This is a genomic window from Pyrobaculum islandicum DSM 4184, assembly GCF_000015205.1.
GTDB lineage: Archaea > Thermoproteota > Thermoprotei > Thermoproteales > Thermoproteaceae > Pyrobaculum > Pyrobaculum islandicum.
The window spans coordinates 1336594-1361305 of record NC_008701.1; the positions used below are offsets into that span (position 1 = coordinate 1336594).

At 54.6% G+C, this 24712-nt stretch carries 32 protein-coding genes; 25 read left to right on the top strand and 7 right to left on the bottom strand.

Features of this window, described 5'->3' with window-relative positions:
- Window positions 1–26 precede the first annotated feature (26 nt).
- Both PISL_RS07515 and PISL_RS07520 read left to right on the top strand, forming a co-directional pair.
- Window positions 27–1238 carry a glycosyltransferase gene (locus PISL_RS07515; RefSeq protein WP_011763197.1) on the top strand — a complete coding sequence of 404 codons (1212 nt, stop codon included), beginning with the start codon at window positions 27–29 and terminating at the stop codon, window positions 1236–1238.
- The gene (locus PISL_RS07520) at window positions 1235–2008 is read left to right on the top strand and encodes a hypothetical protein (RefSeq protein WP_011763198.1); all 774 of its coding nucleotides are present in this window, start codon (window positions 1235–1237) and stop codon (window positions 2006–2008) included. Before PISL_RS07515 ends, PISL_RS07520 begins: the two co-directional genes overlap by 4 nt.
- On the opposite strand, the gene PISL_RS07525 is transcribed toward PISL_RS07520, so the two are convergent.
- Genes PISL_RS07525 through PISL_RS07535 form a run of 3 tightly spaced genes read right to left on the bottom strand, consistent with a single transcriptional unit; the run spans window position 2009 to window position 3669 of the window.
- A complete protein-coding gene (locus PISL_RS07525) occupies window positions 2009–2938 on the bottom strand; it encodes a glycosyltransferase family 2 protein (protein WP_011763199.1) in 930 nt (309 codons plus the stop codon).
- Window positions 2939–2956: 18 nt separating this feature from the next.
- Window positions 2957–3478, bottom strand: a complete 522-nt coding sequence (locus tag PISL_RS07530; protein WP_011763200.1) for an FkbM family methyltransferase — start codon at window positions 3476–3478, stop codon at window positions 2957–2959.
- Entirely contained in the window at window positions 3448–3669 is a 222-nt protein-coding gene (locus tag PISL_RS07535; RefSeq protein WP_053240430.1) for a hypothetical protein, read from the bottom strand. The genes PISL_RS07530 and PISL_RS07535 overlap by 31 nt, the downstream gene beginning before the upstream one ends.
- A gap of 55 nt (window positions 3670–3724) precedes the next feature.
- Between PISL_RS07535 and PISL_RS07540 the strand changes: the two genes are divergently transcribed.
- From PISL_RS07540 to PISL_RS11555, 12 genes are all read left to right on the top strand, one after another.
- Entirely contained in the window at window positions 3725–4495 is a 771-nt protein-coding gene (locus PISL_RS07540) for a sulfite exporter TauE/SafE family protein (RefSeq protein WP_011763201.1), read from the top strand.
- Window positions 4496–4517: 22 nt separating this feature from the next.
- A complete protein-coding gene (locus PISL_RS07545; RefSeq protein ID WP_053240431.1) occupies window positions 4518–5603 on the top strand; it encodes an AAA family ATPase in 1086 nt (361 codons plus the stop codon).
- A 517-nt stretch (window positions 5604–6120) separates the two neighbouring features.
- A complete protein-coding gene (locus tag PISL_RS07550) occupies window positions 6121–6450 on the top strand; it encodes a hypothetical protein (RefSeq protein WP_011763203.1) in 330 nt (109 codons plus the stop codon).
- Window positions 6443–6844 carry a hypothetical protein gene (locus tag PISL_RS07555; RefSeq protein ID WP_011763204.1) on the top strand — a complete coding sequence of 134 codons (402 nt, stop codon included), beginning with the start codon at window positions 6443–6445 and terminating at the stop codon, window positions 6842–6844. Before PISL_RS07550 ends, PISL_RS07555 begins: the two co-directional genes overlap by 8 nt.
- A complete protein-coding gene (locus tag PISL_RS07560) occupies window positions 6829–7044 on the top strand; it encodes a hypothetical protein (RefSeq protein ID WP_053240432.1) in 216 nt (71 codons plus the stop codon). Before PISL_RS07555 ends, PISL_RS07560 begins: the two co-directional genes overlap by 16 nt.
- A 95-nt stretch (window positions 7045–7139) precedes the next feature.
- The gene (locus PISL_RS07565) at window positions 7140–7706 is read left to right on the top strand and encodes a PaREP1 family protein (protein ID WP_011763205.1); all 567 of its coding nucleotides are present in this window, start codon (window positions 7140–7142) and stop codon (window positions 7704–7706) included.
- A 343-nt stretch (window positions 7707–8049) separates the two neighbouring features.
- The gene (locus PISL_RS11350) at window positions 8050–8286 is read left to right on the top strand and encodes a HEPN domain-containing protein (protein WP_245218352.1); all 237 of its coding nucleotides are present in this window, start codon (window positions 8050–8052) and stop codon (window positions 8284–8286) included.
- Window positions 8277–8519, top strand: coding sequence for a nucleotidyltransferase domain-containing protein (locus tag PISL_RS07580; protein WP_011763207.1), 243 nt, complete (start codon window positions 8277–8279; stop codon window positions 8517–8519). The genes PISL_RS11350 and PISL_RS07580 overlap by 10 nt, the downstream gene beginning before the upstream one ends.
- Before the next feature lie 686 nt (window positions 8520–9205).
- The gene (locus tag PISL_RS07585; protein ID WP_011763208.1) at window positions 9206–9847 is read left to right on the top strand and encodes a hypothetical protein; all 642 of its coding nucleotides are present in this window, start codon (window positions 9206–9208) and stop codon (window positions 9845–9847) included.
- Window positions 9848–9854: 7 nt separating this feature from the next.
- Window positions 9855–10316: a hypothetical protein gene (locus tag PISL_RS07590; RefSeq protein ID WP_011763209.1), complete on the top strand. Its 462-nt coding sequence runs from the start codon at window positions 9855–9857 to the stop codon at window positions 10314–10316.
- Window positions 10313–10894 (top strand): type II toxin-antitoxin system VapC family toxin, encoded by a 582-nt coding sequence (locus PISL_RS07595; protein ID WP_011763210.1) that lies wholly within the window; start codon window positions 10313–10315, stop codon window positions 10892–10894. Before PISL_RS07590 ends, PISL_RS07595 begins: the two co-directional genes overlap by 4 nt.
- Window positions 10895–11070: 176 nt before the next feature.
- On the top strand, window positions 11071–11196 hold the full coding sequence (locus PISL_RS11555) for a hypothetical protein (protein WP_280531758.1): 126 nt from the start codon (window positions 11071–11073) through the stop codon (window positions 11194–11196).
- A 549-nt stretch (window positions 11197–11745) separates the two neighbouring features.
- On the opposite strand, the gene PISL_RS07600 is transcribed toward PISL_RS11555, so the two are convergent.
- Both PISL_RS07600 and PISL_RS10980 read right to left on the bottom strand, forming a co-directional pair.
- The gene (locus PISL_RS07600) at window positions 11746–12834 is read right to left on the bottom strand and encodes a zinc ribbon domain-containing protein (RefSeq protein ID WP_011763211.1); all 1089 of its coding nucleotides are present in this window, start codon (window positions 12832–12834) and stop codon (window positions 11746–11748) included.
- Entirely contained in the window at window positions 12821–12994 is a 174-nt protein-coding gene (locus PISL_RS10980; protein ID WP_167827660.1) for a hypothetical protein, read from the bottom strand. Before PISL_RS10980 ends, PISL_RS07600 begins: the two co-directional genes overlap by 14 nt.
- 276 nt (window positions 12995–13270) lie before the next feature.
- On the opposite strand from PISL_RS10980, the gene PISL_RS07605 reads away from it, so the two are divergent.
- The 5 genes from PISL_RS07605 (at window position 13271) to PISL_RS07620 (ending at window position 15720) form a co-directional block, all read left to right on the top strand.
- Entirely contained in the window at window positions 13271–13693 is a 423-nt protein-coding gene (locus PISL_RS07605) for an AAA family ATPase (protein WP_011763212.1), read from the top strand.
- A complete protein-coding gene (locus tag PISL_RS10985) occupies window positions 13651–13830 on the top strand; it encodes a hypothetical protein (protein WP_167827661.1) in 180 nt (59 codons plus the stop codon). The genes PISL_RS07605 and PISL_RS10985 overlap by 43 nt, the downstream gene beginning before the upstream one ends.
- A 2-nt stretch (window positions 13831–13832) precedes the next feature.
- Window positions 13833–14327: a hypothetical protein gene (locus tag PISL_RS07610; protein WP_053240435.1), complete on the top strand. Its 495-nt coding sequence runs from the start codon at window positions 13833–13835 to the stop codon at window positions 14325–14327.
- Between the two features lie 122 nt (window positions 14328–14449).
- Window positions 14450–14899, top strand: a complete 450-nt coding sequence (locus PISL_RS07615; protein WP_011763214.1) for a hypothetical protein — start codon at window positions 14450–14452, stop codon at window positions 14897–14899.
- Between the two features lie 62 nt (window positions 14900–14961).
- The gene (locus PISL_RS07620; RefSeq protein ID WP_167827662.1) at window positions 14962–15720 is read left to right on the top strand and encodes a hypothetical protein; all 759 of its coding nucleotides are present in this window, start codon (window positions 14962–14964) and stop codon (window positions 15718–15720) included.
- A gap of 246 nt (window positions 15721–15966) precedes the next feature.
- Here the strand turns inward: PISL_RS07620 and PISL_RS07625 are convergent, their stop codons facing one another.
- Together PISL_RS07625 and PISL_RS07630 are read right to left on the bottom strand one after the other, a co-directional pair.
- The gene (locus tag PISL_RS07625) at window positions 15967–16545 is read right to left on the bottom strand and encodes a hypothetical protein (RefSeq protein ID WP_011763216.1); all 579 of its coding nucleotides are present in this window, start codon (window positions 16543–16545) and stop codon (window positions 15967–15969) included.
- Between the two features lie 286 nt (window positions 16546–16831).
- Window positions 16832–17101 (bottom strand): hypothetical protein, encoded by a 270-nt coding sequence (locus PISL_RS07630; protein ID WP_167827663.1) that lies wholly within the window; start codon window positions 17099–17101, stop codon window positions 16832–16834.
- Between the two features lie 255 nt (window positions 17102–17356).
- Between PISL_RS07630 and PISL_RS07635 the strand changes: the two genes are divergently transcribed.
- From PISL_RS07635 to PISL_RS07665, 6 genes are all read left to right on the top strand, one after another.
- Window positions 17357–18382 (top strand): AAA family ATPase, encoded by a 1026-nt coding sequence (locus tag PISL_RS07635; RefSeq protein WP_167827664.1) that lies wholly within the window; start codon window positions 17357–17359, stop codon window positions 18380–18382.
- On the top strand, window positions 18382–18945 hold the full coding sequence (locus PISL_RS07640) for a hypothetical protein (RefSeq protein WP_011763219.1): 564 nt from the start codon (window positions 18382–18384) through the stop codon (window positions 18943–18945). Before PISL_RS07635 ends, PISL_RS07640 begins: the two co-directional genes overlap by 1 nt.
- 1612 nt (window positions 18946–20557) lie before the next feature.
- Window positions 20558–21250, top strand: coding sequence for a nucleotidyltransferase family protein (locus PISL_RS07650; protein WP_011763220.1), 693 nt, complete (start codon window positions 20558–20560; stop codon window positions 21248–21250).
- The gene (locus PISL_RS07655) at window positions 21247–22488 is read left to right on the top strand and encodes a GDP-mannose 4,6-dehydratase (RefSeq protein WP_011763221.1); all 1242 of its coding nucleotides are present in this window, start codon (window positions 21247–21249) and stop codon (window positions 22486–22488) included. The genes PISL_RS07650 and PISL_RS07655 overlap by 4 nt, the downstream gene beginning before the upstream one ends.
- The gene (locus PISL_RS07660) at window positions 22481–23506 is read left to right on the top strand and encodes an FkbM family methyltransferase (protein ID WP_011763222.1); all 1026 of its coding nucleotides are present in this window, start codon (window positions 22481–22483) and stop codon (window positions 23504–23506) included. Before PISL_RS07655 ends, PISL_RS07660 begins: the two co-directional genes overlap by 8 nt.
- Before the next feature lie 4 nt (window positions 23507–23510).
- On the top strand, window positions 23511–24671 hold the full coding sequence (locus PISL_RS07665) for a glycosyltransferase family 4 protein (RefSeq protein WP_053240438.1): 1161 nt from the start codon (window positions 23511–23513) through the stop codon (window positions 24669–24671).
- Window positions 24672–24712 lie beyond the last annotated feature (41 nt).

Consider the following 24712-nt stretch of genomic DNA (forward strand, 5'->3'; position numbering starts at 1 on the left):
ATATATGCCAGTAGGTGAGCTACGCCATGGAGCGCTACGCCGTCGTCGCCCACCACTACTGGGGCACCCCAGGCGGGGGCCAGCTCGTCTGCGCAGCCGCCGCCAAGGCGCTGGAGGAGGCGGGCTACAGGCCGGCCCTAGCCGGCACCTTTAAATTCGACCCCCGGAGGTACGTCGAGTGGTACGGCATAGACATATCTAGGTACCCCGTCGAAACCCTCCCCATAGCCCCCAGGGCCTTCGGCCTCTGGAGCAGGCTCTACGTCTGGCTCCCCGCCAAGAAAGCCGTCAAAAAGTACAAGCCAGAGCTCCTCTTCATCGACGAAGTCACCTACAAGCCCCTCGCCAGGGGGAGGAGGTTCAGGCTCGTGGAGTACATCCACTTCCCCTTCGAGGTTGTTGTCGACCCCAGGTACAGGGGGACTGGCCTCGCCTATGGGGAAGACCCATACATCATGGAGCGTTACGGCAGATTCCCCATGAGCCTCTACTGGAGGGCCTTCGTCTGGGGACTCAAGAGATACGCCAGAGAAAACCCCTTCCACTACGCCGACGCCGTGTTGGTCAACTCCCGCTGGACCGCCCAAGTGGCCAAGATGGTATACGGCCAAGAGCCCCAGGTCCTCAACCCGCCCCTCCCCCCAAACGTAGAGGTGGTCGAGAAGCCGAGGCCCTTCGAGGAGAGGGAGCCCACAGTCGTGATGCTAGGCCGCTTCTCCCAGGAGAAGCGCTACCACTGGGTCGTCACAGAGGTCGCGCCCAGGCTGTTGAAGGAGGTCCCCGGCGCCAAGATCATAATCTTCGGCGGCGCCGCCACCCCCACCCTACAGGCCTACAGAGACAGGGTGAGGAAGATGGCGGAGGAGGCCGGCCTAAAGACGGCAGAGACGCTAGACGCCCACGCCCACATCTATCTAATAGCCAACGCCCCCCGCCGCGTCATAAACGACGCCATGGACAAAGCCAGGGCCTTCCTCCACGCCACTATAAACGAACACTGGGGCATAGCGGTGGCGGAGGCCATGGCCCGAGGCCTCACGCCGGTGGTACACAAGTCCGGAGGCGCCTGGACAGACCTCGTCATGGAGGGCAGATACGGCCTAGGCTACACAACCGCCGAAGAGGCCGTAGAGGCGCTGGCGAAGCTCCTCACCCAAAAGGCCAACTACGCCCCCCAGGAGAGGGCCCGGGAGCTGGTCTTCCAAAACTTCGCCAGCGCCCTCCGGAAGTACATATGATACTGGCCACATACCTCCCCCTCTTCAGGATACACGAGCTGGAGATATTCGACAGAAACTACCGAGAGATAAAGCCAGACGAAGTGGCGATATGCATAGATTATTACTACACCGAGAGGCAGATGCCCATCGTCGAGATGTACACCTCGCGCTACAGCCCACACCTCATCCTAGGAAACTGGAGAAACAGAACATCGTGCCTACTCCGCCTAGTGGACTACATCCAGAGGAGAGGCGGAGACGGCCTAATAGTCGACTCAGACGTCTACATACCCAACTTCCACCAGCTGGACAAGGCCCTCGACCTCCCCTTCTACCACATCGCCGAGGGGCCCTGGGCCGGCCCCCGCGTCCGGTGCGAAAAGAGAGGCCAGCTAGAGGTCTGCTACTGGAGGGTAAGAGCCCTCTGGGCGAGGACCATGCAGGTATTCGCCGGCCCAAAACAAGCCATTAGATATAGAGAAAGGCTCAACCTAGACGTGGAGCCGATCCTCAAGACCATAGAGGCCATGGACCCCCTCTACGCCGCCCCCCTAGCAGACGAGACAACCCTAGGCATAGTCTACGACAAAGCCGGCATCCGGGAGGTCCCCTTCGTAGTGGCGGCGAAGCACGATAGACACAGAAGCGACCCAAAATCCCACTCCTACCTCCTCTACAGGGAATTAAGAGCAAAAGCGCTATGGCGCCTATTCAAGGAAATGGGCTACTTAGTACCCGCCGTTAGGTACCTACTTTCGTCGATTTTCTACAGCTTGCGTACAATATAACTATTCGAAGATATGCCGGTATTTCTTAGGCACACAAGTTGCAATATCTCTCTTCACCTGTTCATATCTCAAAACCACGTCACAAGGCTTCAACCTACATTTGGCCGCCGTCCTCAAGATCTTCCACCGGTACACCACCCTAGTCTTCCACATCTCAAACCCATTACTTCCGCTTTTCCAGCCGTAATATAGATACCCAGGCAGGCCAAAAAGCGCCTTGAGAAAGGAGGAGACGCCCACGTTCTGTAGCCTTAGCAAGGCGTCTACATACGGCATTAGCTCGAAATCACGCCGGGAGTAGCCCGAAGCTCCCTCGCGCCGTAGATGCACTGCCCCGGCCATGACGATTCTATACTCGTAGCCCCGACATTCGACATACCTCTTAATCCAAGCATCGTCATAGAAGTTGTTCCACTCAGGTATCTTCACGCCCTCTATGGCCCCCCTCCTAAGCAAAGTGTCGTGCGTCCCCCCGCGGATCTTGAAGTTGAGTATAGAGTACTGTATTGGGTCTATGCCCCTCGCCCTTATGTAGCGCAAGCGGTCCTCCCAGAACTCCGTCAGCTCGACGCCCCATATCAGCCCCACCCTAGGCTCAGCCATATACCTCTGCGCCTCCTCCCACCACCCGTTGCGCAGAATAACGTCGTCGTCAATAAACATGAGCCACTCGTCGCTGGTATGTTGGAGGAAGTAGTCAATCGCCGTCTGCCGCGCAGCGCCTCTCGAAGGCCGCGCCGCCTTAGTGCGGAGCACCACAACCTCCTTGTCGCTAAGACGCTCCCGTACGAACTTAGCCGTGTCGTCCTTCGAGTCGTCAACAAGCACAAAGAGCTTATAAGGTATCTGCCTAGTCGAGTCGAGAACCTCCCCCAACTTATCTCCAACCTTAGTCAAGCTGTCCTTAGTTATCATTGAAAGCACAACCATAGCCCCATAAGATCACAACTATATATCTATAACGAAACGATACAACGACACCAACTCTCCGACCTGGAACAAGAAGCTGTATTTAAACCCGCAACTCGAGAACTTCTCGAGGAGTGGCGCCGCCGGGCCGTGGATCTCCACAAGCCACTGGGGGACGGACCTCAGCACCTCGCCCCAGGGCATGGTGGCGATCTCCAGATCCCCCTCGTGGAGCCCCGTGCCAGGCCCCTCCAGCCCCACTCGTAGGCGCCCGCCCCCTCCCACGCCCAGGTTGTACGTCTCGACGACGCCCCCGAGGCCGTTGTACTCCACCACGTCTCTGAGAACCGAGAAGAACTTGGGCACGGGCTCGTAGGCGTAGACCCTTTCGGCCCCCCTCTCCGCGAAGAGGAGGGCCGTCTCGCCGATGTAAGCCCCCACGTCGAGCACACGTCTCGCCGACGCTTGGTACATCCCCTCCAGATCCTCGAGGAGGACCGACAGCAAGCCGGCGTCCCCCCGCGGCACCCTCAGGACGTACCTCGTCCACCTAGGCCGCACGTAGACATAGCCCCCTCCCCCCACACCACGTGGCCAGCCGAGGCCAGCCGCCTCAACAGCCGGAATAGGGCTGTAGAGTCCACCCTAACCCCGCGCCACGTGTAGGACACGCCCAAGGCCCTCCGGGCCGCCTCCCTAAACACGGCGCCCAGCCCCATCGCCCTGGCAGTGGCGGACAACCCGCGGAACATAGCAAAGGCCGAGGCCGCCATTAAAAATATTTATGTAGGGGAGGAGACGCCCCCCATGTGGCCGGCCTGGCTATACGCCGCCTCGGCGATCTCGGGGGCGGCAGTGGGCTTCGTCCTGGGGGTCATCGGAGGGGGCGGCTCCATCTTAGCCATACCCCTTCTCCTCTACTTCGCGGGGCTGGCCACGTTGACTGACCTCAACACAGCCGTCCACCTTGCCGTCGGCTCCACGGCCCTGGCGGTGGGCGCCAACGCCCTAGCCAACTTCCTCATGCACTGGCGCAGGGGCAACGTATCGCCGAGGGGAGCCGCCGTCTTCTCCGCCGCCGGCGTTCCAGCCGCCTGGGCAGGCGCGTGGCTAGGCAAAGCCACCCGCGGCGAGGTCCTCCTCGCCGCCCTCGGCGCCGCCATGGTAGCCCTCTCCATCTGGGTCTTAAAACGCAGAGCCGCCGGAGGCCGGCAGCTAAACCTCGCGAAGGCCGGGGCAGGAGGCGCGGCCGTCGGCTTCCTCTCCGGCTTCCTCGGAATCGGCGGAGGCTTCCTAGTGGCGCCGGCGCTCATGTGGGCAGGCCTAGACGTCAAGAGGGCAGTCGGCACCTCCCTAGCCGCTGTTGCCGCCTTCGGCTTAACCACCGCCGCCGAATACGCCACAAGCGGCTACCTAGACCCCCTCATCTCCCTAGCCTACCTCGCGGGAGGAGTGGCAGGGGGAGCAGCAGGCGTGGCAATAGCCGCCAAAGCCCCCCGCGAAAAAATCGCAATAGCCTACGCCGCAGTCCTAGCCGCAGTAGGGATATACACAATAATCAAGGCACTAAAACCATAAAATGCGCAGCGAGAATAACAACGTGAAGATCCACATTACGAACTTCAAAAGCATAAAAGAGCTACAGATCGAGCTAGGGGCCAGAGTAGCCGTACAGTGCCACGACATCCACCACTACGGAAACCCCAACCCAACCACAGTAGAGCTAGCGGGCGAGCAAGAGAGCTCCGCGGCCTCGCCGAAGTCTCTCCAGCTTGTCGCCGAATGCCAAAGTCCTACAAAGGCGAAGATAACAGTCGTAAGTTATAAAGTTGAGATTAAAGCATACAATGGCGAGCTTAAAAAGATAAAGCATAAAGACCGCGAGGGAGAGGTAAATGCCAACTTCTACGTCCCTCGTGAGTCTCCCGCGGTGTTTCCCAACGCGCCTAGGGAGCTCCAGCTACTGCTCTCCATGTTGTACGCCTTCGCACAACAGGAGCCTCCCTACGAGGTGGTCAGGGGAGGCCCAGCTGACGTGATGCCGCGGCTCTACAGCTTTGACCGCCTGGGCGTCGCCGCCAACATAGCCCTCGGCCTCACCGACGCGACGGCGCCGCACTACCTAGACGAGTGGGGGAGGAACCTAGGCCGGCTCCTCTATAGAGAGGGGAAGCTCGCCGAGCGGATAAACACAATGCTGTCCGACCTGGCGGGCGTAGAGGTGAGGCCTCTCCACAACGGGAGGCTCGCCTTCTTCGACGGCGGGAGGGAGGTGGGGCCGTCCTCCGTCAGCGACACCGTCCTGAGGATGCTGTACCTAGCCGCCGCGCTGCTCACCGCGGGGGAGGGCGACGTAATAATGCTAGACGACCCCGAAGCCCACGTCTACCCAAGAGCCTTCGTCTACCTCCCCGACTTGATAAAGGAAGCCTCGGAGAAAGCCCACGTCCTCGTCGCCACGCACAGCGGCCCCCTCGCCGAGACGCTGGTGGAGAAAGCCGGCGCAGAGGTGTACTACATAACCAGGAGAGGGCTGGAGACCACCGCCTACAGAGTAGACCTAGAAAAGGCCTTCGAGAAATACACCACCCTAGACGACCTCGTCTACGCCCACAAAGTCAAAGAAGAAGAGCTTATAAAAGCCGGCGTGCTCCACGCCACAACAACCGGAAGCCTCGCCCCTTAGAGCGTGGCCATAAGGTCACCTACCCCGCCCTGAAGGGCGGGGCTTGGGCAGTCCCCGTCCCCAAGCCGTTCTCCACGTGCGGCGGGTCGGTTTAACGGCGGGCCAGAATGCATACTAAGACGTAGACGCGACCGCCTCAAGAGCTCCGAAGTGTTAAAGAAGGTAGAGACTAAATGCGGCGACGACAAAGTCTGCAAAGCTGTCAAGACGGCGGCAAGAGCAGTAGAGAAGCACCTCCAGGATTAAATACTCCCCTTGGCCCTCTACGGCGCAGCGTTGCATAGGCGTAATTTATCCTCTCCAAAGGTGGGGTTTGGCGAAGAAAAAGCCCGTCGGGAACCTCTTAAGGCGCACCTCTTAGCTACTCATCGACTACTTCGTCACGGACAAAGCTCCAAAAAACCAACGCGCTCGACGGCAAGACACCACTCCGACAGCTGAGCTCTGCTCGACCACCGGCCGCCCTCAGTAGCAACAGTCAGTCGATAGATTTATAAATTACAACGTAGCCATAGGCATGATCACTGTGGTCAAGTACGAGCCGGGGAGATATGACACCATGTCGTACAACATTGTATCGAACGCCTCGCCGTTCCCCATGGAGCTTGTAGGGGGACAAACTTTCGCCGGTGTAGCTGACGTGTGGTACGACAGGCGGGCGGAGGCGCTGGGGCTGAGGCTTAGGAGCGGCGAGCCGCGGCGAGTCCTCGTAGGCCGCGGCACCTTCGTCATATACGCCGACGACCACGGCGTATGGGGGATAGACATAGAGGTAGAGAGGTGGGACAGAGACCCCGCCGAGGTAGACAGAGCACTGGCGGAGTCAGGCGTCAGGATCTATGGTTGAGCTCGTAGAAGCAACAATTGTTGAGAAAGAGCCCGGCACCATCACAATAGAGGACAGAGTGTTGTTGACCTACGACATTACTGGCGTCAAAATAGCAAAAGTCGGGAAGGGCTTTGTAGTAGCCGTTGACCTCAGTTTCAAAGCCAAGTTGGTCAAGCCGATGAGCTTTGTCTTCGGCATATGCGCCCCTAATGTGCCTAACGCCCCCAATGTGCCATATAAACCCGCCGGCTTCAAAGTCGAAAAGATGGCAAAAGCCACCGTGAAAGCTGGAGAAGTTACAATACAGATCTACGTAGAACCTATAGCAGTCGCTCTGGCAGAGGGCTATATCACGCCGTTTGGCGAGCCCTGCGTCTCAATATCTACAATAACCGGATGGATTGCAATATAGAAGCCACAGAACACCTGCTCGCAAAACACTGGGATCACATCGCGAAATACGTCGGAACCGAGTTTCTAACCCTACTCCAAGAAAAGGCGATTCACATCTACAACAGCGGCAAAACAATAGAAGTCCCAGAGAGGTGGAGGAACGTAGAAAAAGAACGCCGCGTGACCATAATAAAATACCGAGAAAAACACTTCGTATAGTCACAGCAAAGACACAAGAATGCCTAGTTATAATAACAGCACATCCATACCCAGATCAAAAGCCAGACATCGAGCTCTAAAGTTTTTTAAAAACTGTGTATCTTTTTGTGGTGTCTGGGGAGGTTCTGGAGAGGCCTCTTCCTAAGCCTACCGACAAGGGGTACATCACGGCGCGTCTTCTTGAGGCTCTTGTGGAGGCTGGGCTTGCGTTGGAGTTTCTACGGCGCGGCCTGGTGAGGAATGCGGCTGGGAAGGCCTTCCAAGCGTGGAGGGCTCTACTCGCCGCGTTGCTTAGACTTGAGCTTGAGAGACTCAAGGCCGCCGCAAAGAGCGAAGAGGAGAGACGCTGGCTTGTGTCGAGGGCTGTGCCCAGGGTGCCGACGGGGAGGATGAAGGGGCTTTCGCAAATGCTGGAGGAGGTAGGCCACGTGGGTCTTTCTCTCTGGACGGACAGAGCGCTTCACCTCCACGACTACCAGTACCACGGGCCGGACCCCGCCGGCGAGTACTCCAAGTACTCTTCTAGGGAGGAGGCGGTGAGAGACATCATCACGTTAATACGCGAGCTGGTCGGGCGGGTCGACGCCATAAAGACAAGGGTCAAGTGGACAGAAGAGCTGGAAAAGGCGCTAGGCGAGGTGAAAAGACAGCTCACCGCCTAAGGCACCCAACACTCGACGTAAAGCCAAACGGCCGCGAGACCCGCCGGCGGCCGGGGGAGGCCTTGTACAAACCCCCGCGGTTTAGTCGCGGCCCGCCCGGCGCCCCCCAAGGGCCCGGGCTCCGAGCCGTCAAACGCCACGATGCCTCCCGTTGCGCATAGACGGCGTGCGGGCCGCACGCCGTCCAAGGCTGCCGCGGCTGTAGCTATAAATAGCTGGCCCCCGGCCGAGACGAGGGTAGAGAAGAGGTGGAGATCCCCAGAGAGGGCCTTCGCCTTTTTAGAAGCCGCCGAAGACGACCTTGGGGTGGACATCGCCGCCACCCACTGCGGACCTCGGGTACATGCTGGCGAAGGAGGCGGGCTACTTCCCACATACGCACTTGCTGAGGAGGCTCTTTGGAGAGGTTAAAGAGGCGAGGCCGGATCTGTGGGAGCTCTACGTGGAGCACAGATACGCCTTCGAGGTGGTGGAAGACGTCTACATAGGCGCCAGATATCTACCACGTAGATACGCCAGAGACGTCGCCGAGGGACTTCTAGAAGTTGCGAAAGAGCTAGTGAAGAGGGCATGCGGCTAGAGGCGGCCATGCGGAGGAGGTATCTAGAGAACTGGAGGACATACGCCACGGAGATATGTAGAGAGGCGCGTAAACACCTAGACGACGCCCGAGTCGTGGTGTTCGGCGGCGCCGTAAGAGGCGACTGGACGCCAGACAGCGACATAGACATCCTCGTCGTGACCAACGCAAACAACAAGTCTCGCCCTTTAGGGCGGGGTTTAAGCCATCTATTTTTCATGGCAGAGTGGTGAAGAGGGCAGAGAATGGCTTAAATAGCAGTGCGCTCCATACGGCGGGTCGGCCTGCGTGTAAGATGGCCCTGGCGGGGGGACACCCCGCCACGATACCCGCACCGACGCGGCCCACTAACCCCGGCGAGGGGCAACGGGCGAGACCCCCACAGTGGAAACCCTGCCCTTAAGGGCGGGGAGGGGGTCATCAACGCCGTCGAGAGAAAATACGACATCATGACGGAGGCCTACAGAAGGACGGAAGCGCCGGTGGAGGTGCACGTGGCGACCCCCAGCAGTTCCAGAGGTGGTACAGAAGGTTCATCCCACCCAACGAGCTGGCCGAGGTCTGACGAGAAATAGACGCCACAGCGAGCTCCTCAAAAGCACCAGCCTCACCACCGCCTAACGCCAGCTGGCACGGCAACATACAGCAGAGCAAAGGCCTACCTCGCCATGTGCCTAGCATGGAAACACAGGCAAGAGCTCACACACGAAGGCGACTACTGGACATGCATCCACGACCTCTACCACACGGCAGGGCTCAAACTAGACAGCCTCAAAAAAGGCCAGACCTCAGCCAAATCCTAAACTTCATAGAGCCAGAAATCAAATAACGGCTACCCGCATACAGCTTCAACACGCCGAATCTCTCCATGATGCACTAACGAGGGAGCATGTTTATATTTTAAAATCTAGTCTTAACAGTGCAGGTTGAGACAATCGAGAGAGTTGGTCTGCAGTCTTTGTGGCTACTTGAGCCACGCATAGCTGAGCTTTTAGCTAGGCTTAGTGGAAGAGGCTATATCACCGCTAGGGTTAGGCCGAGGGCTTTGGGCGGTTATGATATAACGTTTATAGAGCCGCCTAATGTTATCGCCTATAGAGGATCTACATACGTAATGTACGACCCCAGTAGACGAAGTCTAGTTGTCGAAGGATTTAGCAATAATGAAGTTCTTGCCGTATTTCACGAAGTTGAAGAAATATTAAGGGACGTGGGGAGCGACCCAAAGAAAGGCGTTCTACTATATGAGCTTCAAGTCAAGGCTTTAGCCCGTGGAAACAGACCTACAGAAGTGGTAAAGACAAGCGACATCATAGGGATAGACCTATTAGCTGTGCCCATGGCCTTTGTCTCCGCTGACGGAGATCCAAACTCTACTCGTTGGTTCCACCTAGAGCTAAGACCCGTGTGGACTAGTTGGTCAGATGAAAAAACATACTACGAAGTAGTAGTGATATACAGAGAGAAAAAGGAGAGACTAATAGATGCACTAAAAAATATCGACAAAATACTGAGAGAAATCATCCAAAGAATATACAGCTCTCTAGAGATCAATACATAAAACCGCTATGCAACCGGCGCCTACATATCTGCTCCCAGCTGGTACGCAGACGTACGTACTAACCACGCCCTTACCGTCTCTAGCGCCATCTAGCTATGAAACAAAGACAGAGACGCCGACGGCCTCAGAAATCACCGTAGTAGAGGTAGTAAGGCGTGTGTTAACGGCCATGAGAATCCCCGTCAGCAGTATCAGAAGCGTCCTCGACGACAAAATAGGCATATACATCGCCGTAGTCCTAGAGTACAACGCACGAGAGGCTCTGAAAAGCTGGCTGGATATATTAGACCGGCTGGGGGAATACGGAATAAACATCCCCATATTCGTCGACTGGACAGGCCAGATGGACGTAACCCCCGAGGAGCTCGGCACATACCTAGGAAAGGCGCTGGCGAAAATGGACCTACTCCTAATCATGCAAGAGCCCATAGACGCCGTAGAGGCGGTCAGAGAGGAATGGGAGACATGACGTACTACATAGACACCAACGTCTTAATTTCCTATCTATTCGTCTCAGAGCATAATCACATTATCTCACAGAAAATACTGGAGAATATAGCAAATCAAAGACATACATTGTATGGCTCAACTATAACCTTTGTTGAAATGTACAATACTATATGTAGAAAGATTAGAGGGGGAAGATGGAAATTTATCGACCCTATCCAAAAATACCTTGAAAAAATTACAAACTCTGAAAATAGATGTAAATTAGTCATAGCAATAATATATGAATTGTTAAAAGAAAGACTGGGCATAAAGTTCGTTGACTGTAAAGATCTCTACGAATTTGAGAAATTTGAGATAGGGAAACATGCACTATATGTTCCCCAAATATTTAAAGTACTATTGGAAGAATTAACACCTAAGCTAACTATAAGATTTAAAGACTTAATACATTTAGCATATGTCTATATGTTATCAAAAATCTGCAATATAGATATAAAATACTTTTTGACTTTCGATGTAGAAGACTTTGGAAAGATAAAAAATCACATTAAACAAGCACTAGGCATAGAGATAGTCTCCCCCTTGTCTCCACCCTAACCAGACCGCCCCAAAACATAGCCAAGCCTACAGCCAACTACATCGTCATCTGCTTTAAGCCACCGCATTACTACACGCACAAAAGACCAGTATTAAAGACCAGGAGAGGGACATAGAGCAGGCCTAGGCCCCCTTCGCGGCGCCGGCTATCCCGGGGTTGCTCCACAGAGACGAGAGTGGTAAGGTCGTTAAGGGCCCCAATAATAAAGGCCGGGCCGTGTAGTATCATGGGCAAGTCAGCCTTTGGCGTTGTGAGAGAGCTGGAGGTGAAGAACTTCCGCGGCGTTAGGGGGGCAGTATAAGGGACTTCGCCGCAGTCAACATCTTCGTCGGCAGAAACGGCACTGGAAAATCCTCGATTTTAGAGGCGCTCTACATGGCCCTCGAGCATAGGGGGCTGGCCTACGTCGTGAAGAGGCGCGGCTGGTTCGGCTTGGCCTCGGCAGAGACGCTGTTTTACCACGGGCAGAAAGAGATACACATATCTGCAACGCTAAAAGAGGGAAAGAAGACAGAGCTCAAAATCAAGCCAGGAATGCCTAGCGCCGGTGCAATCCCAGTGCTCAGAGAAAGAGGGCTACACGTGGAAAAACTCATCGCCCTTGACCTGGAGACCGTAGGAGGCGTAAAGGCGGCACAACTCTATATGGACAAGGACGGCAAGCTTCACTACATCTTCCCTGAAGAATGGCCTAGGCCGATTTATGAGGCGGTATTTGTCGACTGGAACAGCGTCTATCAATATGGCTCGCCCGAGGAGGCCTACTCCAGGATGGTGGCCAAAGCGGGCGCGGCGGCCAAGGAGTCGGTGGTCAAAGCACTGCGCTCCCAGTACAAGGACCTCAGCGACGTCATAACCAATCCCGATTATTTGGGCTTGAAACCTCGCCCTTTAGGGCGGGGTCTCTTCTGGCGATATTTATTGCGGCATTTATGTCGGCGTCTGTGGTTAGATTGCAGTGTAGACAGTGGAAGAGTCTTCCGTCTCTAATACCCCTTTTGCCACATATGTGACATACCGTCGACGTGTCTTTAGGAGACACCTCGACGAGCCTTATGCCGTAGCGGGACAGCTTTTCTGCCAACCTGCGGTAGAGAGATCTGTAGAACGCCGTAGATGCGACGTATCTCCAGTCGCCGCCGTACTCCCTCAACATGCGTCTCCTAAGCCCCTTGAGATATTCGATCCTCACTTCCGCCGGCGCAAACTGAGCTATGTAGTCCGCCAGGGCTCTAGTGGTCTCCTCCAACAGTAGCTTCAATACGGCCCTTTCTCTTCTGAAGCTTCTGCCGCGTCTCTGCATTTCTCTCCTGGCATTTCTGAGGTAGAGTCTCAATCCGCTGACGTTCAGCGGGAAGAGCTTGCTCTCAACGATGTGCCGCTCTCTGTCGACTACAGCCACCGCCACCCTATCGATGCCGAAGTCGATGCCCACGTAGTACTTCGGCTCTCCAGCTGGCTCAGCCCCATCCTCGACTGCCACGTGTAGATACCACTCGCCATCTCTCCTAATCAAGAGGGCCCCCTCGGCCTTGTCCCACTGGCTGAACCACTCCTCAGCACCGAGGAGCTCGGCTACTACGTATTCGCTTGGTCTCGTGACAATCTGCACTCTGCGCCCCTCGATCTTATACGTCTTGTTCCTAAACAACCTGACGGGAACTTCGCCGGGCTGTGGAAACACTCTGTGTTTAGCCGACGCCTTCACCATTTCGAGAGCTAGATCCCTAGCCGCAGTCACGTAGTTGCTGTGGAGATCTGTGAGCGACCTAACCCAGTGGTATGTAAGCTTATGTAGTACATTCTTGTTGGGGTTTAGATATAGGCGCGATTGTCTGATGGTATTTAGGTGTATCCGCACAAGCCTGTTGAACTCGGCGTAGAGGTAGTCGAGCTTCTCCGTCTCAACCACCTTCAGCTTGAACTTAAGAGTCCTCATGGACGATCACGATGCCCTCGACCTCCTTCCCTATGTACTTCTCCAACTCTCTGCCTCCATGTTCTGCATAGATGTATATCGATGCGCCGTATTTCCCAACCCTCCTCAGTTTCCCCTTGAACGTGAGGATTTTGCTTCCCATGCCATAAAAAAGAAGCAAAAGTTTATAAGTCATCTTGCTAATTCAGACAGCCCCTGGGCGACCGGGGGTACGGCGCTCGGTGGGAGGGGGAAACCGCAAGGGAGTACCCTAATGAAGCCGGCGCCGGGGGCCGCGTCGCCCGGCCCGAGGCTGTCCCCGACCCGACTCGCTTGCGGTGATCCGCGCGGCGGGGGTGGGGGCGACTTCCGCATGGGCGGGGGGAACCGACCCGCCGCACGGGGAGGACGGCTCGGGGCGGGGACGGCCCAAGCCCCGCCATTAAGGGCGGGGTAGGTGACGCCACTCTACATCCACGGCAGGTGGGTGCTCCACCTGGTCTTTGAAAACATCTCAGTGCCCTTCTACGCCGTAGGCGACGGCGTAAGATACGCGCTCATGCTCCTGATCCAGGCCTTAACGCCAAGCGGAGCCGCCGTGTTGTTGGAAGAGCCTGAGCTCCACACCCACCCCAGCCTCATGAAGATCGTCGCAAACGCCATCTTGAGATCCCACATCGACCGCGGCAACCAGATCTTCGTCACAACACACAGCCTAGAGCTCATCAAGATGATAACAGAGGAAGCGAGGGAGAAGGGAGTGAAAAGTCTCAAGGTCTTCAGACTCGCCCTAGACAACGGGGCACTCCACGCCGAAGAGTACACACTCGACGAGACATGGAGGGCGCTGGAGAAATTGGGGTGGGACCTAAGAAATTGAGGCCTCTGCTAGAGGGACAGACAGAGGAGATCCTCTACTACACCCTACTGAAGAGGGTATACATGGCACAGGAGGCAAACTGCGGCGAGGCCCCAGAGAAGCTTAGAGACTTGCTTGCACCTCTAAGAAATGCCTGAAGGTGAGGCAGGTAGCGATGTGCAACTGTAGCGGCGTAGAAAACATCAAAGAAACGCTAAAGCTCCTACTCAAGAGACGCGAACTAGCCGAGGCGCTCAGAGACACCGCTACACATATTGTAATCGCCGCCGACAGAGACAAGAGGCCCACACAGGCCATTAAGGACATGTTGCAATCGCTGGGCTATACCCCCGCCGAGAGCGGCGGCACTACTGTCATACCCCCGCTTGGGTTGCCAATCCACGTGATAGAGCAGGGAGGCCAAGAAGACACAGCCACCGGCCAGATAGAAGACGAGCTACTCAAGCTCGTCGAACTCGTCCACCCAGACCTTACACACGCCGCGGCTAGGCTGGAGGAGGCCCACGGGGCGCTGGACAACAAACTGCTCTACCTCGCACTCCTCAACCGCAGACCTGGGATAAGATACTGTAGAAAACCGCCCCGTGCTGCGTTGAGAGCCCGCGTGGTTTTCACAGGAGGAGCGCCTCCCTAGGACGAGGAGGCGCCCGCACGGGGGCCGGCGCCGCAGAGGAGCTCGTTCCCAGCCGCGGCGACTTGCAGAATCGCCTTCAGCAGAGCCTGCAACATTTTTAAAAATATTGCCAATGTAATGTGATGAGCACACCTGTAAAAGTCGTTAAGCACGGCATTGGTAGAATTGTGCTGTCTGACGGCACCGTCGTGATTCTACGTATAGCAATAGTGGATGTCAAAAAGATAGGCGGCTTTTCGCCCTTCGGCGCCAACTTAGCTGTTAAGGTCATCGGAGGCGTGGGCATCGCGGAGGTCCCCCAAGAATTGAGGAAGGCCGTAGCTGATAAGCCCGTGATCTCGCCAGATATACTTCCCACGGATGGATGGGAGTATGTAGAAATAAAGAGTCAAGAACCTGCGTTCGAGGAGGCTGAGGCGTCGATAGACAGCTCAAAATTTATCGTTAGGGTCGAGGCCGAGGCGTTGATGGTCGTCCGCAATCTAAAATACAGATCGGAATCCGGCGAACCCATATACGTCGTCAATTGGGCCAACAAGGTAAAGTGGAGACCCACGGCCGGCGGCGAGTGACCATGGCCGAGCGCCCCCAGGCAATGACGGTGCTCTACGAATCTGCCGCAACGAGCTACTTCATGGAAAAACCCAGAAGCTCCGTTTACGTCCGATGGACGCCACCCCCTACCCAGCCCATATCCAGAGAGGCGGCGGCGCAATTCGATAGAGCCGACTCGAGACTGTATAAAATCACGGAAGCGGCGTCGGACTACGACATAGCTACGGCACCCTTCGCAATTTTCACAGAATCTGTGAAAAAGCTGGAAGACATCGTAGGAGGGCTGAAAAGGGCGGCAAAAAGAGCTGAGCTCAGCCAGCTCGTGGCGTTTTCATACAGTGTAGAGACCGACCCGGAGAGGCTCAGGAAGTTCAGAGAAGCGGTTGGGGAGGCGGAATACTCGAGCTACATACTGTGGCTCATTAACGCGCCCTTCGACGCCCTGCCCGAGACCTATAAGGAGGTCGAGCTGGAGCTCTACAGACTGGCCAGGTACAACAGCGACGTGTACGTCGTAATTCTAGACTCAAGCAGGTTCCCCAATGTCGTGCGCGACCTAATGGCGGCGCTCGGCATAGACGCCCTCCCAGCCCTCGTCGTAGCGACCAAGCCCCTAGACCTCGCCAACCCAGACAAGGAGGGCACGATAGTGATTAGAAGCGGCGCAGTGGATAGGATGGCCAGACACGGAAAACTCACACAGTTCGTCAGAAACATACCGGTGTGGGCCAGGATGGGGGCACTCAAAGACAAGGCCAAGTGGGAGGGCGAGGCCAAACTCATATTGGCCGAGATTTGGGATCAGATCAGACAGCTAATATCGATTAATTTGACTTAACCCACCACACACGACCCGCCTAAGGCGGGGCCTCTCCCAGCCCACCCCCTCGCCGACTCTCCGGTGCGGAGTCAACGGACAAGACGTCTGGCTGCGCAGCCCTCCGCAGAGCCCTGACCCACGCCACCCGGCTGTATCAAACAGCGCTAACCTATCTGCATCCAACAGCCTTTTGCGGCAGAGTCTACATCGTCGATGGTCTAGCTCCCTAAAACCTCCTCACTACCGGAGACGGCAGAGACACGCCTAGGAGATGGAGGGCTCCTTAATCCTGCGCCTCAGCTTCTCGAACTCGTGGCTGGTCGGCACCGACGCAAACCTATCTCCATACTCCTTCGCTATTTCGTCGAGCACCCTAAGCGCCTTCACGTACCTGGCGGCACTCCAGCCAACCAGGGCGCACTTAGCGATGGCGGTGCCGGTCGCCCCGTCCAGCGCCTCCACAAGCCGCCCAACCCCGCCGGCCCTCAGCACCTCAAGCGCCCCGTTGAGTCGGTCAAGCACGCCGGCCAGGTCTGCCTCAAGCCCCTCCACAGCGGCACGGGGCCTCACGTATCTCCCCTCCAGCGCCACCAGGCCGAGAGACGACAGCAAGCGCAGTCTCTTTTTGACCCCCCTTATGATCCAGCCGGCGCTGGTGATGACGAGGCTCTTGAGCAGAGCCCTGTCCTCCACCGGCCTAAGCTTCCCACCGTCAACCAACACGGCATAGGCCACAGCGGCGTTTATCTCCTCAAGCGACGCCCCGCCCAACCTGTGAACCACATAGAGCACCATCTTCTCCACAAGCCCAAGGCCCCCAACAGCGGCCGCATGCCCTCCCATATGTCCATTTTTGCGAAAATAAATAAGCCTAACCGCTTGTCCCTAGGCGGTCACTGTTGGCAATTTGATTAATCGCGCCTAGGGACTTCCTCCTCGCCCGCGCCTTCACCGACAGTCCAGCTGTCTCTGGCGTGGAGTCATCGGGCATGGGGGCAACGGCACGGCCCCCTCCGCGAGCGCTCGGGACAGGCCCGATCGGGGCAGAGCCCCTCATTTAGGGAGAGGGGTATGACCCCCTCCCCGCCCTGAAGGGCGGGATTCCCGGGGTCTCGGCCGTTGCCCGGGGTTAGTGGACCGCGGCTGGGGCGGGTATCGTGGCGGGGTGTCCCCCCGCCAGGGCCATCTTACACGCAGGCCGACCCGCCGTATGGAGCGCACTGCTATTTAAGCCCTTCTCTGCCCTCTTCACCACTCTGTCAACCTCTAGAAACATCTGCGAAAGACCGCCCCTCATCACATAGCCCCTTCTCACAGGGCTTTCAACAATCAAAGCCACAACCGACGCCACTCCGCCGTTTTTAAGCTTATACCCAAAGCCCTCCAAGGCGGTCTCCACACCCCCACCCGCCTCCCATGCGCACGCCCCGCCACAGCCCAACGCTAAGGCCGGGGGGTTGCCGACGCAATAGGTCCTCCGCAGATCTACATGCCTCAACTGCTACGCCCAGCAACCAGCGGCGGCATGTTTAAGGCGCCGCCTCCGGCGCCTACTACGCCCACCGCGCCGACAACGCCACATCGACGGGCTTGGATAGGAGCGCAGACGGCGGCGAGCCCATATAAAGATTTATAATAAGGCGTATTCATGGATGTGGAGCTGTACGTCAAAAACTGGCGCTGTATAGAGGAGGCCAGAGTCTCCCTGAGGCCGGTGACGGTTTTCATCGGGGGGAACTCCACCGGGAAGTCCAGCCTAGCCTACGCAGCTTACTTCCTGGCAAAGATCTCAGAACCGGAGTGGAGAGACGTCAACAAGGTTCTGGCCCAGCTATACGGCGTTAGCTTAGACGGCGTTGTTAGAAGCGACGGAGCGAGGAGATTCTACCCGGTCATAGTCGAGGCCGGTGGAGCGCGCTTCGAGGCGCAGAGCCCAGACAACGCGGCGACGCCAAACACCAAGCCGTGGAGAGACCACTATCTACTACCCTCGCAGAGACTCAGCTTCTTAAGACTGTCGCAACTAATCCCCAAGATACGAGAAGCTATGAGCAAACACCCGGAGACTCGGCCGTTTCTCGCACTCGCGTCAAGCCTCTTCGAGACTTTGAAGACAATCCCCGTAATGCCGCCGCTGTACTTCTTCCTCGAAGACTTGACAAAGCTCTACCTCGGCAGAGGCTTCGTAAGGCGCCGCGAGATGGGCATAGGCACCTTAGTCGAGGAGGTGATGCCCCTGCTCAGCCTCATCGCCTACAGCTACGTGGATCCCTTCATCACGAAGCTCCAGCTACCCCTCGACCTGGCGCCAGACGGCTTTGCAGACTCCGCCATAATCGAACAGTTCGTCGACGCGGCACGCGAGGACAGCCTCCTAGTCATCGAAGAGCCCGAGATACACAAGAACCCCATCACCACCATAAACCTAGTTAAACACATCGCGGCCAGAGCGGTGGAGAAGAAGTTAACAGTTGTGATGACCACACACAGCGACATCGCCATAAAAGCCCTCCTCAAGGCCGTAGAGGACAAAAGCCTCGAGACGCAACACGTGGCAGTGTACTACTTTGAGAGAAGCGCCGAAAACCCATGGACGAGAGTCAGAGAGCTGCGCGTCTACGAAGACGGGACAATAGAGGAGCTACCAGACGTCGAACGAGTAGTCTCGATGCTGTTCTAATGATACACTTGGTGCTAGACCACTCTGCACTCATACCATGCGGCGACAAGCCTGAAGAAGAGAAAAACGCAATACGGAAACTCGGAGAGACTCTCCCACACCTCGACGTCGTGTGGTACATGTCAAGAAAGTACATAAAGACAGCCTACACTGTCCTCGGAAGATCACTACACGAGCCGCTACCAAAACTACAATCCTCCATAAAAAGAGCGGCAAAAGAACTACTACAAGTGGCCGACACCAAAGCGCGGCACTGCAAACAGAAGCCGCTGGAAGGGGTAAAGATAAAGTTGCATGTAATCGCACGAACAGCCGCGGAACGCATCAAACAAAGCCACCCACAGCTCTGGGGCAAGATAGACAGCCTAGTGGACGACGACGATGACAAAGAAGTACTGGCAATCGCCGCCTTGGCAACCCACTGTACACGTCACATATACCTGGTGACAGCAGACACACGCCTGCTACACGCCGCAGAAAAAGTAGCACAAGAGATCAAGGCCATAACCCCACGGGAGTTGCTCAACATAGTAGAACAAGCCGGTCAGGACAGAGACTCATGAAAGCCGGCGGCCCCCGACAGCCTCCCCCACATCCGACACACCTCGACGGCCGCCGCACCCCCCACCGCCAGACGGGCCGGCACGCTACGCCTTCCTCATCCACGACACCCGGCACACGCCGGCCACAAACCAGCGGCCTCGCGCGTTTCGACGCAGACGCGACGCAAACCACCACACAGACAAGCATATGCCACTCCCACAACCCCAGGCCAACCCCCACATCCCCGTCCCCAAGGCTGTATAACCACTACTTAATACACTCATTAAATCTCCTCTAGATAATTAAACCTTCTCCTGTCGCAATCGATATATTTTAATATCTTCGGTGTCTGTCGAACCTATGCGGCGCTATCATCTTCTTGTAACCCTCAGCAATTCTCCACGAACACGGATACACCAGCCTAACACCCCTACTGACAGCGAAAGAGACAAATACCGTAGTCAGCAGGTAACCTCCTAGCCGTTTATCAACACAGAGTCGCTGAATCCGACAGTTGGGTTAATTTCAAGACATAAGTGTAACCAGCACGAAAATTGAGACACAAAGGGTATTGGCCAAGCCCTCCTAGACTCAACGATCCCGCTAGGCAAACCCCCACCAACCCGCCTAACCCCAAGCCCCCACAACACAAGCCCCACACACGGAAAATCCTAAGCCCACGGCCGCCCACCTGCAACCACCACCCGGCGCCGAGAGACGGCACTCTCCACCACGGCAAGCGACGCCCAAAAACACAAACAGCACCACACAAACGACAAACTCCCAACGTCAAACAGCTTTCCACTATCCTGTATTAGAGTCTCTAATACAGAACAGTAGAAAGCTTTCTATTTCCCTGCGCCCCAGCCCACGGGGCTCAACAGCCCCCGACCACGGCCACCGCCATAGACACACGTCCACACAGTTGCAAAAGCGCCCCAACGACCAGAACGCACCCCCAACAACCAACCCCCCAGAAATCCACAACTGCGCAGGCCAAAGCGAAATGACCCGACAAACCACCCAAATTCGACATAGTTCTCCCACAGAACAATTGAACGCCGAGAGAAAACGATGGAGAAATTCGCTATTTTTCTCCATCGTTTTCTCTCGGCGAGGAATCGGCGGGAGGAGTCCACTTTGGCCGACCCACCACCAGCTCCCGCCCCGCCAGGACAGCTCAAAAGAACGGCGAGACTCAACTCTCCAGGTTTTTAAATTAAAAGGTCCAATATGCAAGACACCTACAGCAGAAGATACAAAAGCACGATGCTCATTATCAACATAAGCGTCAATGTCGATATTATGCTAGTGATCAGCATAGCGCTGGCGTTGATTCTCATCGCCATAGACTTATCGAAGGTCTGTTTGGCGCTTTTGGCCTGGCTGACGATGTGCTACGCTTTTCGATTAGGCAGAAGACCCCCAAGACCACCGCCGAAACCCCCAAGCCGCAGAAACACGCACACCCAGCGGCCCCCCACCGCGGGCCGGGGGAACCCCCTCTATCACCGTCAACAAAGGAGGCCGCGCGACAAGCCACGCAAGGGGAAGCGCCGAGGGGCACTCCCGGTGTTCTGAGCCGGGGCTTGTGCCGGAGGAAGAGATAAAAACCGGAGAGTTTTTAACGACATGAGGGCGGTGATTCTGGCGGGCGGATTCGGCAGGAGGCTCGCCCCCCTCACCAACGAGGTGCCCAAGCCCCTCGTGCCCGTGGCCGGGAAGCCCATCCTCGTGTGGCAGATCGAGTGGCTGAAGAGGCAGGGCGTCACAGACATAGTCCTCGCCGTGGGCTACCTACGCCACAAGATCTTCGAGGCGCTGGGCGACGGCCGGAAATACGGCGTCCGCCTCTTCTACAGCGTCGAGGAGGAGCCCCTCGGCACCGGGGGTGCCATAAAAAACGCCGCCCCCTACCTCACAGACGACATATTCATCGCGCTAAACGGCGACATAATCACAGACATAGACATAAGGCCGCTGACCGCCGCCCTAGAGAAGGCAGACGCCGCCATAGCCCTCGTCCCCCTCAGAAGCCCCTACGGCGTAGTGGAGGTAGACGGCGAAGGCCGCGTGCTGGCCTTCAGAGAGAAGCCCGTGCTGGAGCACTACATCAACGCCGGCGTCTACGCCATCAGGAAGGAGGCGCTAAGGGACCTCCCCGACAGAGGCAACATAGAGGAGACCCTCTTCCCCAAGCTAGCCCAACAGGGCAGGCTGAGGGCCGTGGTCTACAAAGACGCCTTCTGGCGCTCCATAGACACACACAAAGACCTAGAGGAGGTAGAAAAAATGTTAAAAACCAGGCCGGGAGGCGGGCCATGACCTGGCAGGGAAAGAGGGTGTTGATCACGGGAGTCGGGGGGTTCGCAGGCTCCTACCTAGCAAAAGCCCTGATAGACGCAGGCGCCGAAGTATACGGCCTAGTCAAGAGGAGGGCAGACGGCACGCTCCCCAAAAACCTCGTCGACAGAGGAGTCGCAGGCGGCGTCAAGCTGATAGAGGGGGACCTGAGAGACATCACAAGCCTCGCCATGGCCATAGACAAAGCCCAGCCAGACGTCATATTCCACCTCGCCGCCCAGTCCTTCGTACCCCGCTCCTTCACACACCCACTGGAGACCCTTGAGATAAACACAATGGGCACGGCGAACCTCCTGGAGGCCGTCAGGATGAGGGACAAGACAAACCCAGTCATAGTATTCGCGGGGTCCAGCGAGGAGTACGGCCTCGTCATATCCAGCGAGAGGCAGTACAAAAGAGCCCTGGAGAAATACGGCGCAGTCCACCCACCCCCCGCCAAGATACCAGAGCTCCCCATAGCCGAGACCAACCCCCTCAGGCCCATGTCCCCCTACGCCGCCTCCAAGGTACACGGCGACTACCTCATGAGGACCTACCACGCCGTATACGGCCTGAGGACAATCGTCAGCAGAGCCTTCAACCACGAGGGGGCGGGGAGGGGCATAATGTTCGTCACAGCCCAGGTGGCGTGCCAAGTCATGAAGCTCAAGATGGGCGAGGCGGACAGGATAAAGATAGGCAACGTCAACGCCTTCAGAGACTGGTCCCACGTGGAGGACATCGTCGCCGGCTACATGCTACTGGCGGAGAGGGGAACCCCCGGCGAGGTCTACAACCAAGGCTCCATGAGGACGAACTCCGTGCTGACGTACATCCTAATCGCCCTGGAGGAGGCCGGCTGGAAGGTCAGAAGGATAGAGGCGCTGGCAGGCGGGAAGAGGGTGGACGACCCCACCCAGCCCGACGAATCGCCGGCCTTCGGAGTCAGATTCTGGAAAACCAAGGTGGACAGGCTCATGCTAGACGAGCAGCTCGAATACGAGCCGCAGGACAAAGGCATCGTAGTGGAGACAGACAAGGGCAGGATAACAGTCGAGTTCGACCAAGCCCGCTTCAGACCCGCCGAAGTCCCCATCTTGTTGGCGGACACCAGGAAGATACAGGAGCTCGGCTTCCGCATAACCAAGACGCTGAGAGACATAGCGAGAGACCAGCTCAACTACTACCTCAAACAGGAAAACAGAATTTGCTATGTTTAATACATTTAAACTCTATATTTGTTCAAATCAATTATTCAAGAACTGGATATCAGCTGGAATAAAATTCTACCTTTATAAATTAAATATAGTAAAAGCGGACAAAATTCAAATTATATGCAAAAACGGAAATAAGATAGAGATTCCATTAAGCGCATATGGAAGAATAATACTTGGTTATTGCAATAAGCTTTTCAAAGACTTCTCCTGCGACAATGGTTCAGTTATACTTAGCGATGGAAGCGAAGTGCCGGCAGAAGAAATTGCAATAGGACACTGGGTCCTAGATGCAATTATACACGGATGGAGATATTCTAAAGAAGGTTATTGGTATAAAGATAATATAAAATTCAAGCATATAAGAGCATCTATTGTACAAAATTTTGTTTATAATCTTTATAAAGATATCGAATTAAATAATAAGATAGTAATTGACATAGGTGCGTTTATTGGAGACACTCCAATTTTATTTATACATAAAGGAGCTAAAAAAGTAATAGCAATTGAACCAAATCCAAGTGCATTCAAAGAAATGTTAATAAATATTGAATTAAATAATTTAAATGATAAAATTATACCAATAAACGCAGCAATAGGAAGCAAAAAAGGGTTTACAGAATCGATGATTATCAATAATCAAGACATCGATTCAGTTTCTACATTGTATTACAAACCAGAAAATTATGGGAATATTCATGTATTAACTTTACGTGATATTATCGATAATTATTTAGTAAAAATAACTGAAAATAATGTTAATAATGAAGTTTTTGTACTTCGTATGGATTGTGAAGGATGTGAATATGATATAATACTTAACAACTATAGAGATATTAAAATGTTTAATGAGATAATTTTTGAGTACCATGAATATAAGGTAAACAAGCCAGTGACGATGCTTTTAGATAAACTAAAAGCTGATTACAGTTGTTCATTATTAAATGAAGAATGGTTTAAAAAGTATTCTACTAATTATCCTCATGAAGGTTTGATTAAATGTGTCAAAGTCCAACAAACATAAATGTATGATAATTGGTATAACTGCTTGGTCTTTAACTAAGCCTGATAAAAGAGGTATAGACATAGTTACAACTAATATTATTTCAAGAATATTAAAAACTGCTAATGATAAATATATATTTTACCTAATTCTTCAAGAAAATAATATAAAAAATATAGAACAGTTATTAACAGAAACTGCCGCTACAGTAGTTCCTCTACAGTTGCCCAAGATCAGATTTCTCCAATACGATTTATCTCTATTGTTTATGCCTCGGATGTTGATGAAAACCAAATTAGATGTTATCCACTTTACCGAATTTCTTCCATCACTTACACCGTCTTTCTACATATCCTCTGTACGTAAAATTCTCACAATATACGATTTAATACCATCGCTTTTTAGATATCTTCCAACGGATTATATACTAAAGTGGCGGCTATTACTTAAGCGTGTGGTAAAAAAGGTAGATATGATAATTACAGTTTCAAAAAATACATTAAACGATTGCGTAAAGTATTTACAGTGTCCTTCTGAAAAGATAAGAGTTATTTACCCTGGAGTTGATAATATCTTTAAGCCACTTACCCGAAAAGAAAAAGCAAAAGAGGTCATCAAGACAAAATATGGCGTGGAGCCTCCCTTTATTCTCTACGTTGGAACACTAGAGCCTAGGAAGAACGTTGAAAGACTTATAGCATCATACTACATCCTTAAGAAAAAGATGGGCATAAAACATAGGCTTATCCTCGTCGGCAAAAAGGTGTGGATGTATAATACTATATTCAATCTTATAAGCAAACTAGGACTTTCAAACCAAGTCGTATATATAGGCTACGTTGATAGAGAAGACCTACCGCTCTTTTACAACTTAGCCGACGTATTTGTATATCCAAGCTTATACGAGGGATTTGGAATACCGCCGCTCGAAGCTATGGCCTGCGGCACACCTGTAGTAACCTCGAACACATCCTCTTTACCTGAAGTAGTAGGAAACGCTGCGCTTACGGTAGACCCATACAACATCGACCAACTAGTCCAAGCAATCCACCTCATTATAAGTGACGAGGGGGTCAGAAAAGAGCTTTCAAAAAGAGGAATAGAACAGGCACAAAAATTCAGCTGGGAAAAAGCCGCGCAAGAAACACTAAAAGTCTACACGGAGGTAAGCAACCTACGCAGTTAACAAATGATAAAATGCCTATACATCTATATACAGTCAAACTT

Bases quoted from the DNA above. Each gene is read 5' to 3' on its own strand.
- PISL_RS07515 (WP_011763197.1), top strand. From the start codon at position 27: ATGGAGCGCTACGCCGTCGTCGCCCACCACTACTGGGGCACCCCAGGC.
- PISL_RS07520 (WP_011763198.1), top strand. From the start codon at position 1,235: ATGATACTGGCCACATACCTCCCCCTCTTCAGGATACACGAGCTGGAG.
- PISL_RS07525 (WP_011763199.1), bottom strand. From the start codon at position 2,938: ATGGTTGTGCTTTCAATGATAACTAAGGACAGCTTGACTAAGGTTGGA.
- PISL_RS07535 (WP_053240430.1), bottom strand. From the start codon at position 3,669: ATGTTCCGCGGGTTGTCCGCCACTGCCAGGGCGATGGGGCTGGGCGCC.
- PISL_RS07540 (WP_011763201.1), top strand. From the start codon at position 3,725: ATGTGGCCGGCCTGGCTATACGCCGCCTCGGCGATCTCGGGGGCGGCA.
- PISL_RS07550 (WP_011763203.1), top strand. From the start codon at position 6,121: ATGATCACTGTGGTCAAGTACGAGCCGGGGAGATATGACACCATGTCG.
- PISL_RS07555 (WP_011763204.1), top strand. From the start codon at position 6,443: ATGGTTGAGCTCGTAGAAGCAACAATTGTTGAGAAAGAGCCCGGCACC.
- PISL_RS07560 (WP_053240432.1), top strand. From the start codon at position 6,829: ATGGATTGCAATATAGAAGCCACAGAACACCTGCTCGCAAAACACTGG.
- PISL_RS11350 (WP_245218352.1), top strand. From the start codon at position 8,050: ATGCTGGCGAAGGAGGCGGGCTACTTCCCACATACGCACTTGCTGAGG.
- PISL_RS07580 (WP_011763207.1), top strand. From the start codon at position 8,277: ATGCGGCTAGAGGCGGCCATGCGGAGGAGGTATCTAGAGAACTGGAGG.
- PISL_RS07590 (WP_011763209.1), top strand. From the start codon at position 9,855: ATGCAACCGGCGCCTACATATCTGCTCCCAGCTGGTACGCAGACGTAC.
- PISL_RS07595 (WP_011763210.1), top strand. From the start codon at position 10,313: ATGACGTACTACATAGACACCAACGTCTTAATTTCCTATCTATTCGTC.
- PISL_RS07600 (WP_011763211.1), bottom strand. From the start codon at position 12,834: ATGAGGACTCTTAAGTTCAAGCTGAAGGTGGTTGAGACGGAGAAGCTC.
- PISL_RS10985 (WP_167827661.1), top strand. From the start codon at position 13,651: ATGGAGGGCGCTGGAGAAATTGGGGTGGGACCTAAGAAATTGAGGCCT.
- PISL_RS07615 (WP_011763214.1), top strand. From the start codon at position 14,450: ATGAGCACACCTGTAAAAGTCGTTAAGCACGGCATTGGTAGAATTGTG.
- PISL_RS07620 (WP_167827662.1), top strand. From the start codon at position 14,962: ATGGAAAAACCCAGAAGCTCCGTTTACGTCCGATGGACGCCACCCCCT.
- PISL_RS07625 (WP_011763216.1), bottom strand. From the start codon at position 16,545: ATGGGAGGGCATGCGGCCGCTGTTGGGGGCCTTGGGCTTGTGGAGAAG.
- PISL_RS07640 (WP_011763219.1), top strand. From the start codon at position 18,382: ATGATACACTTGGTGCTAGACCACTCTGCACTCATACCATGCGGCGAC.
- PISL_RS07650 (WP_011763220.1), top strand. From the start codon at position 20,558: ATGAGGGCGGTGATTCTGGCGGGCGGATTCGGCAGGAGGCTCGCCCCC.
- PISL_RS07655 (WP_011763221.1), top strand. From the start codon at position 21,247: ATGACCTGGCAGGGAAAGAGGGTGTTGATCACGGGAGTCGGGGGGTTC.
- PISL_RS07660 (WP_011763222.1), top strand. From the start codon at position 22,481: ATGTTTAATACATTTAAACTCTATATTTGTTCAAATCAATTATTCAAG.
- PISL_RS07665 (WP_053240438.1), top strand. From the start codon at position 23,511: ATGATAATTGGTATAACTGCTTGGTCTTTAACTAAGCCTGATAAAAGA.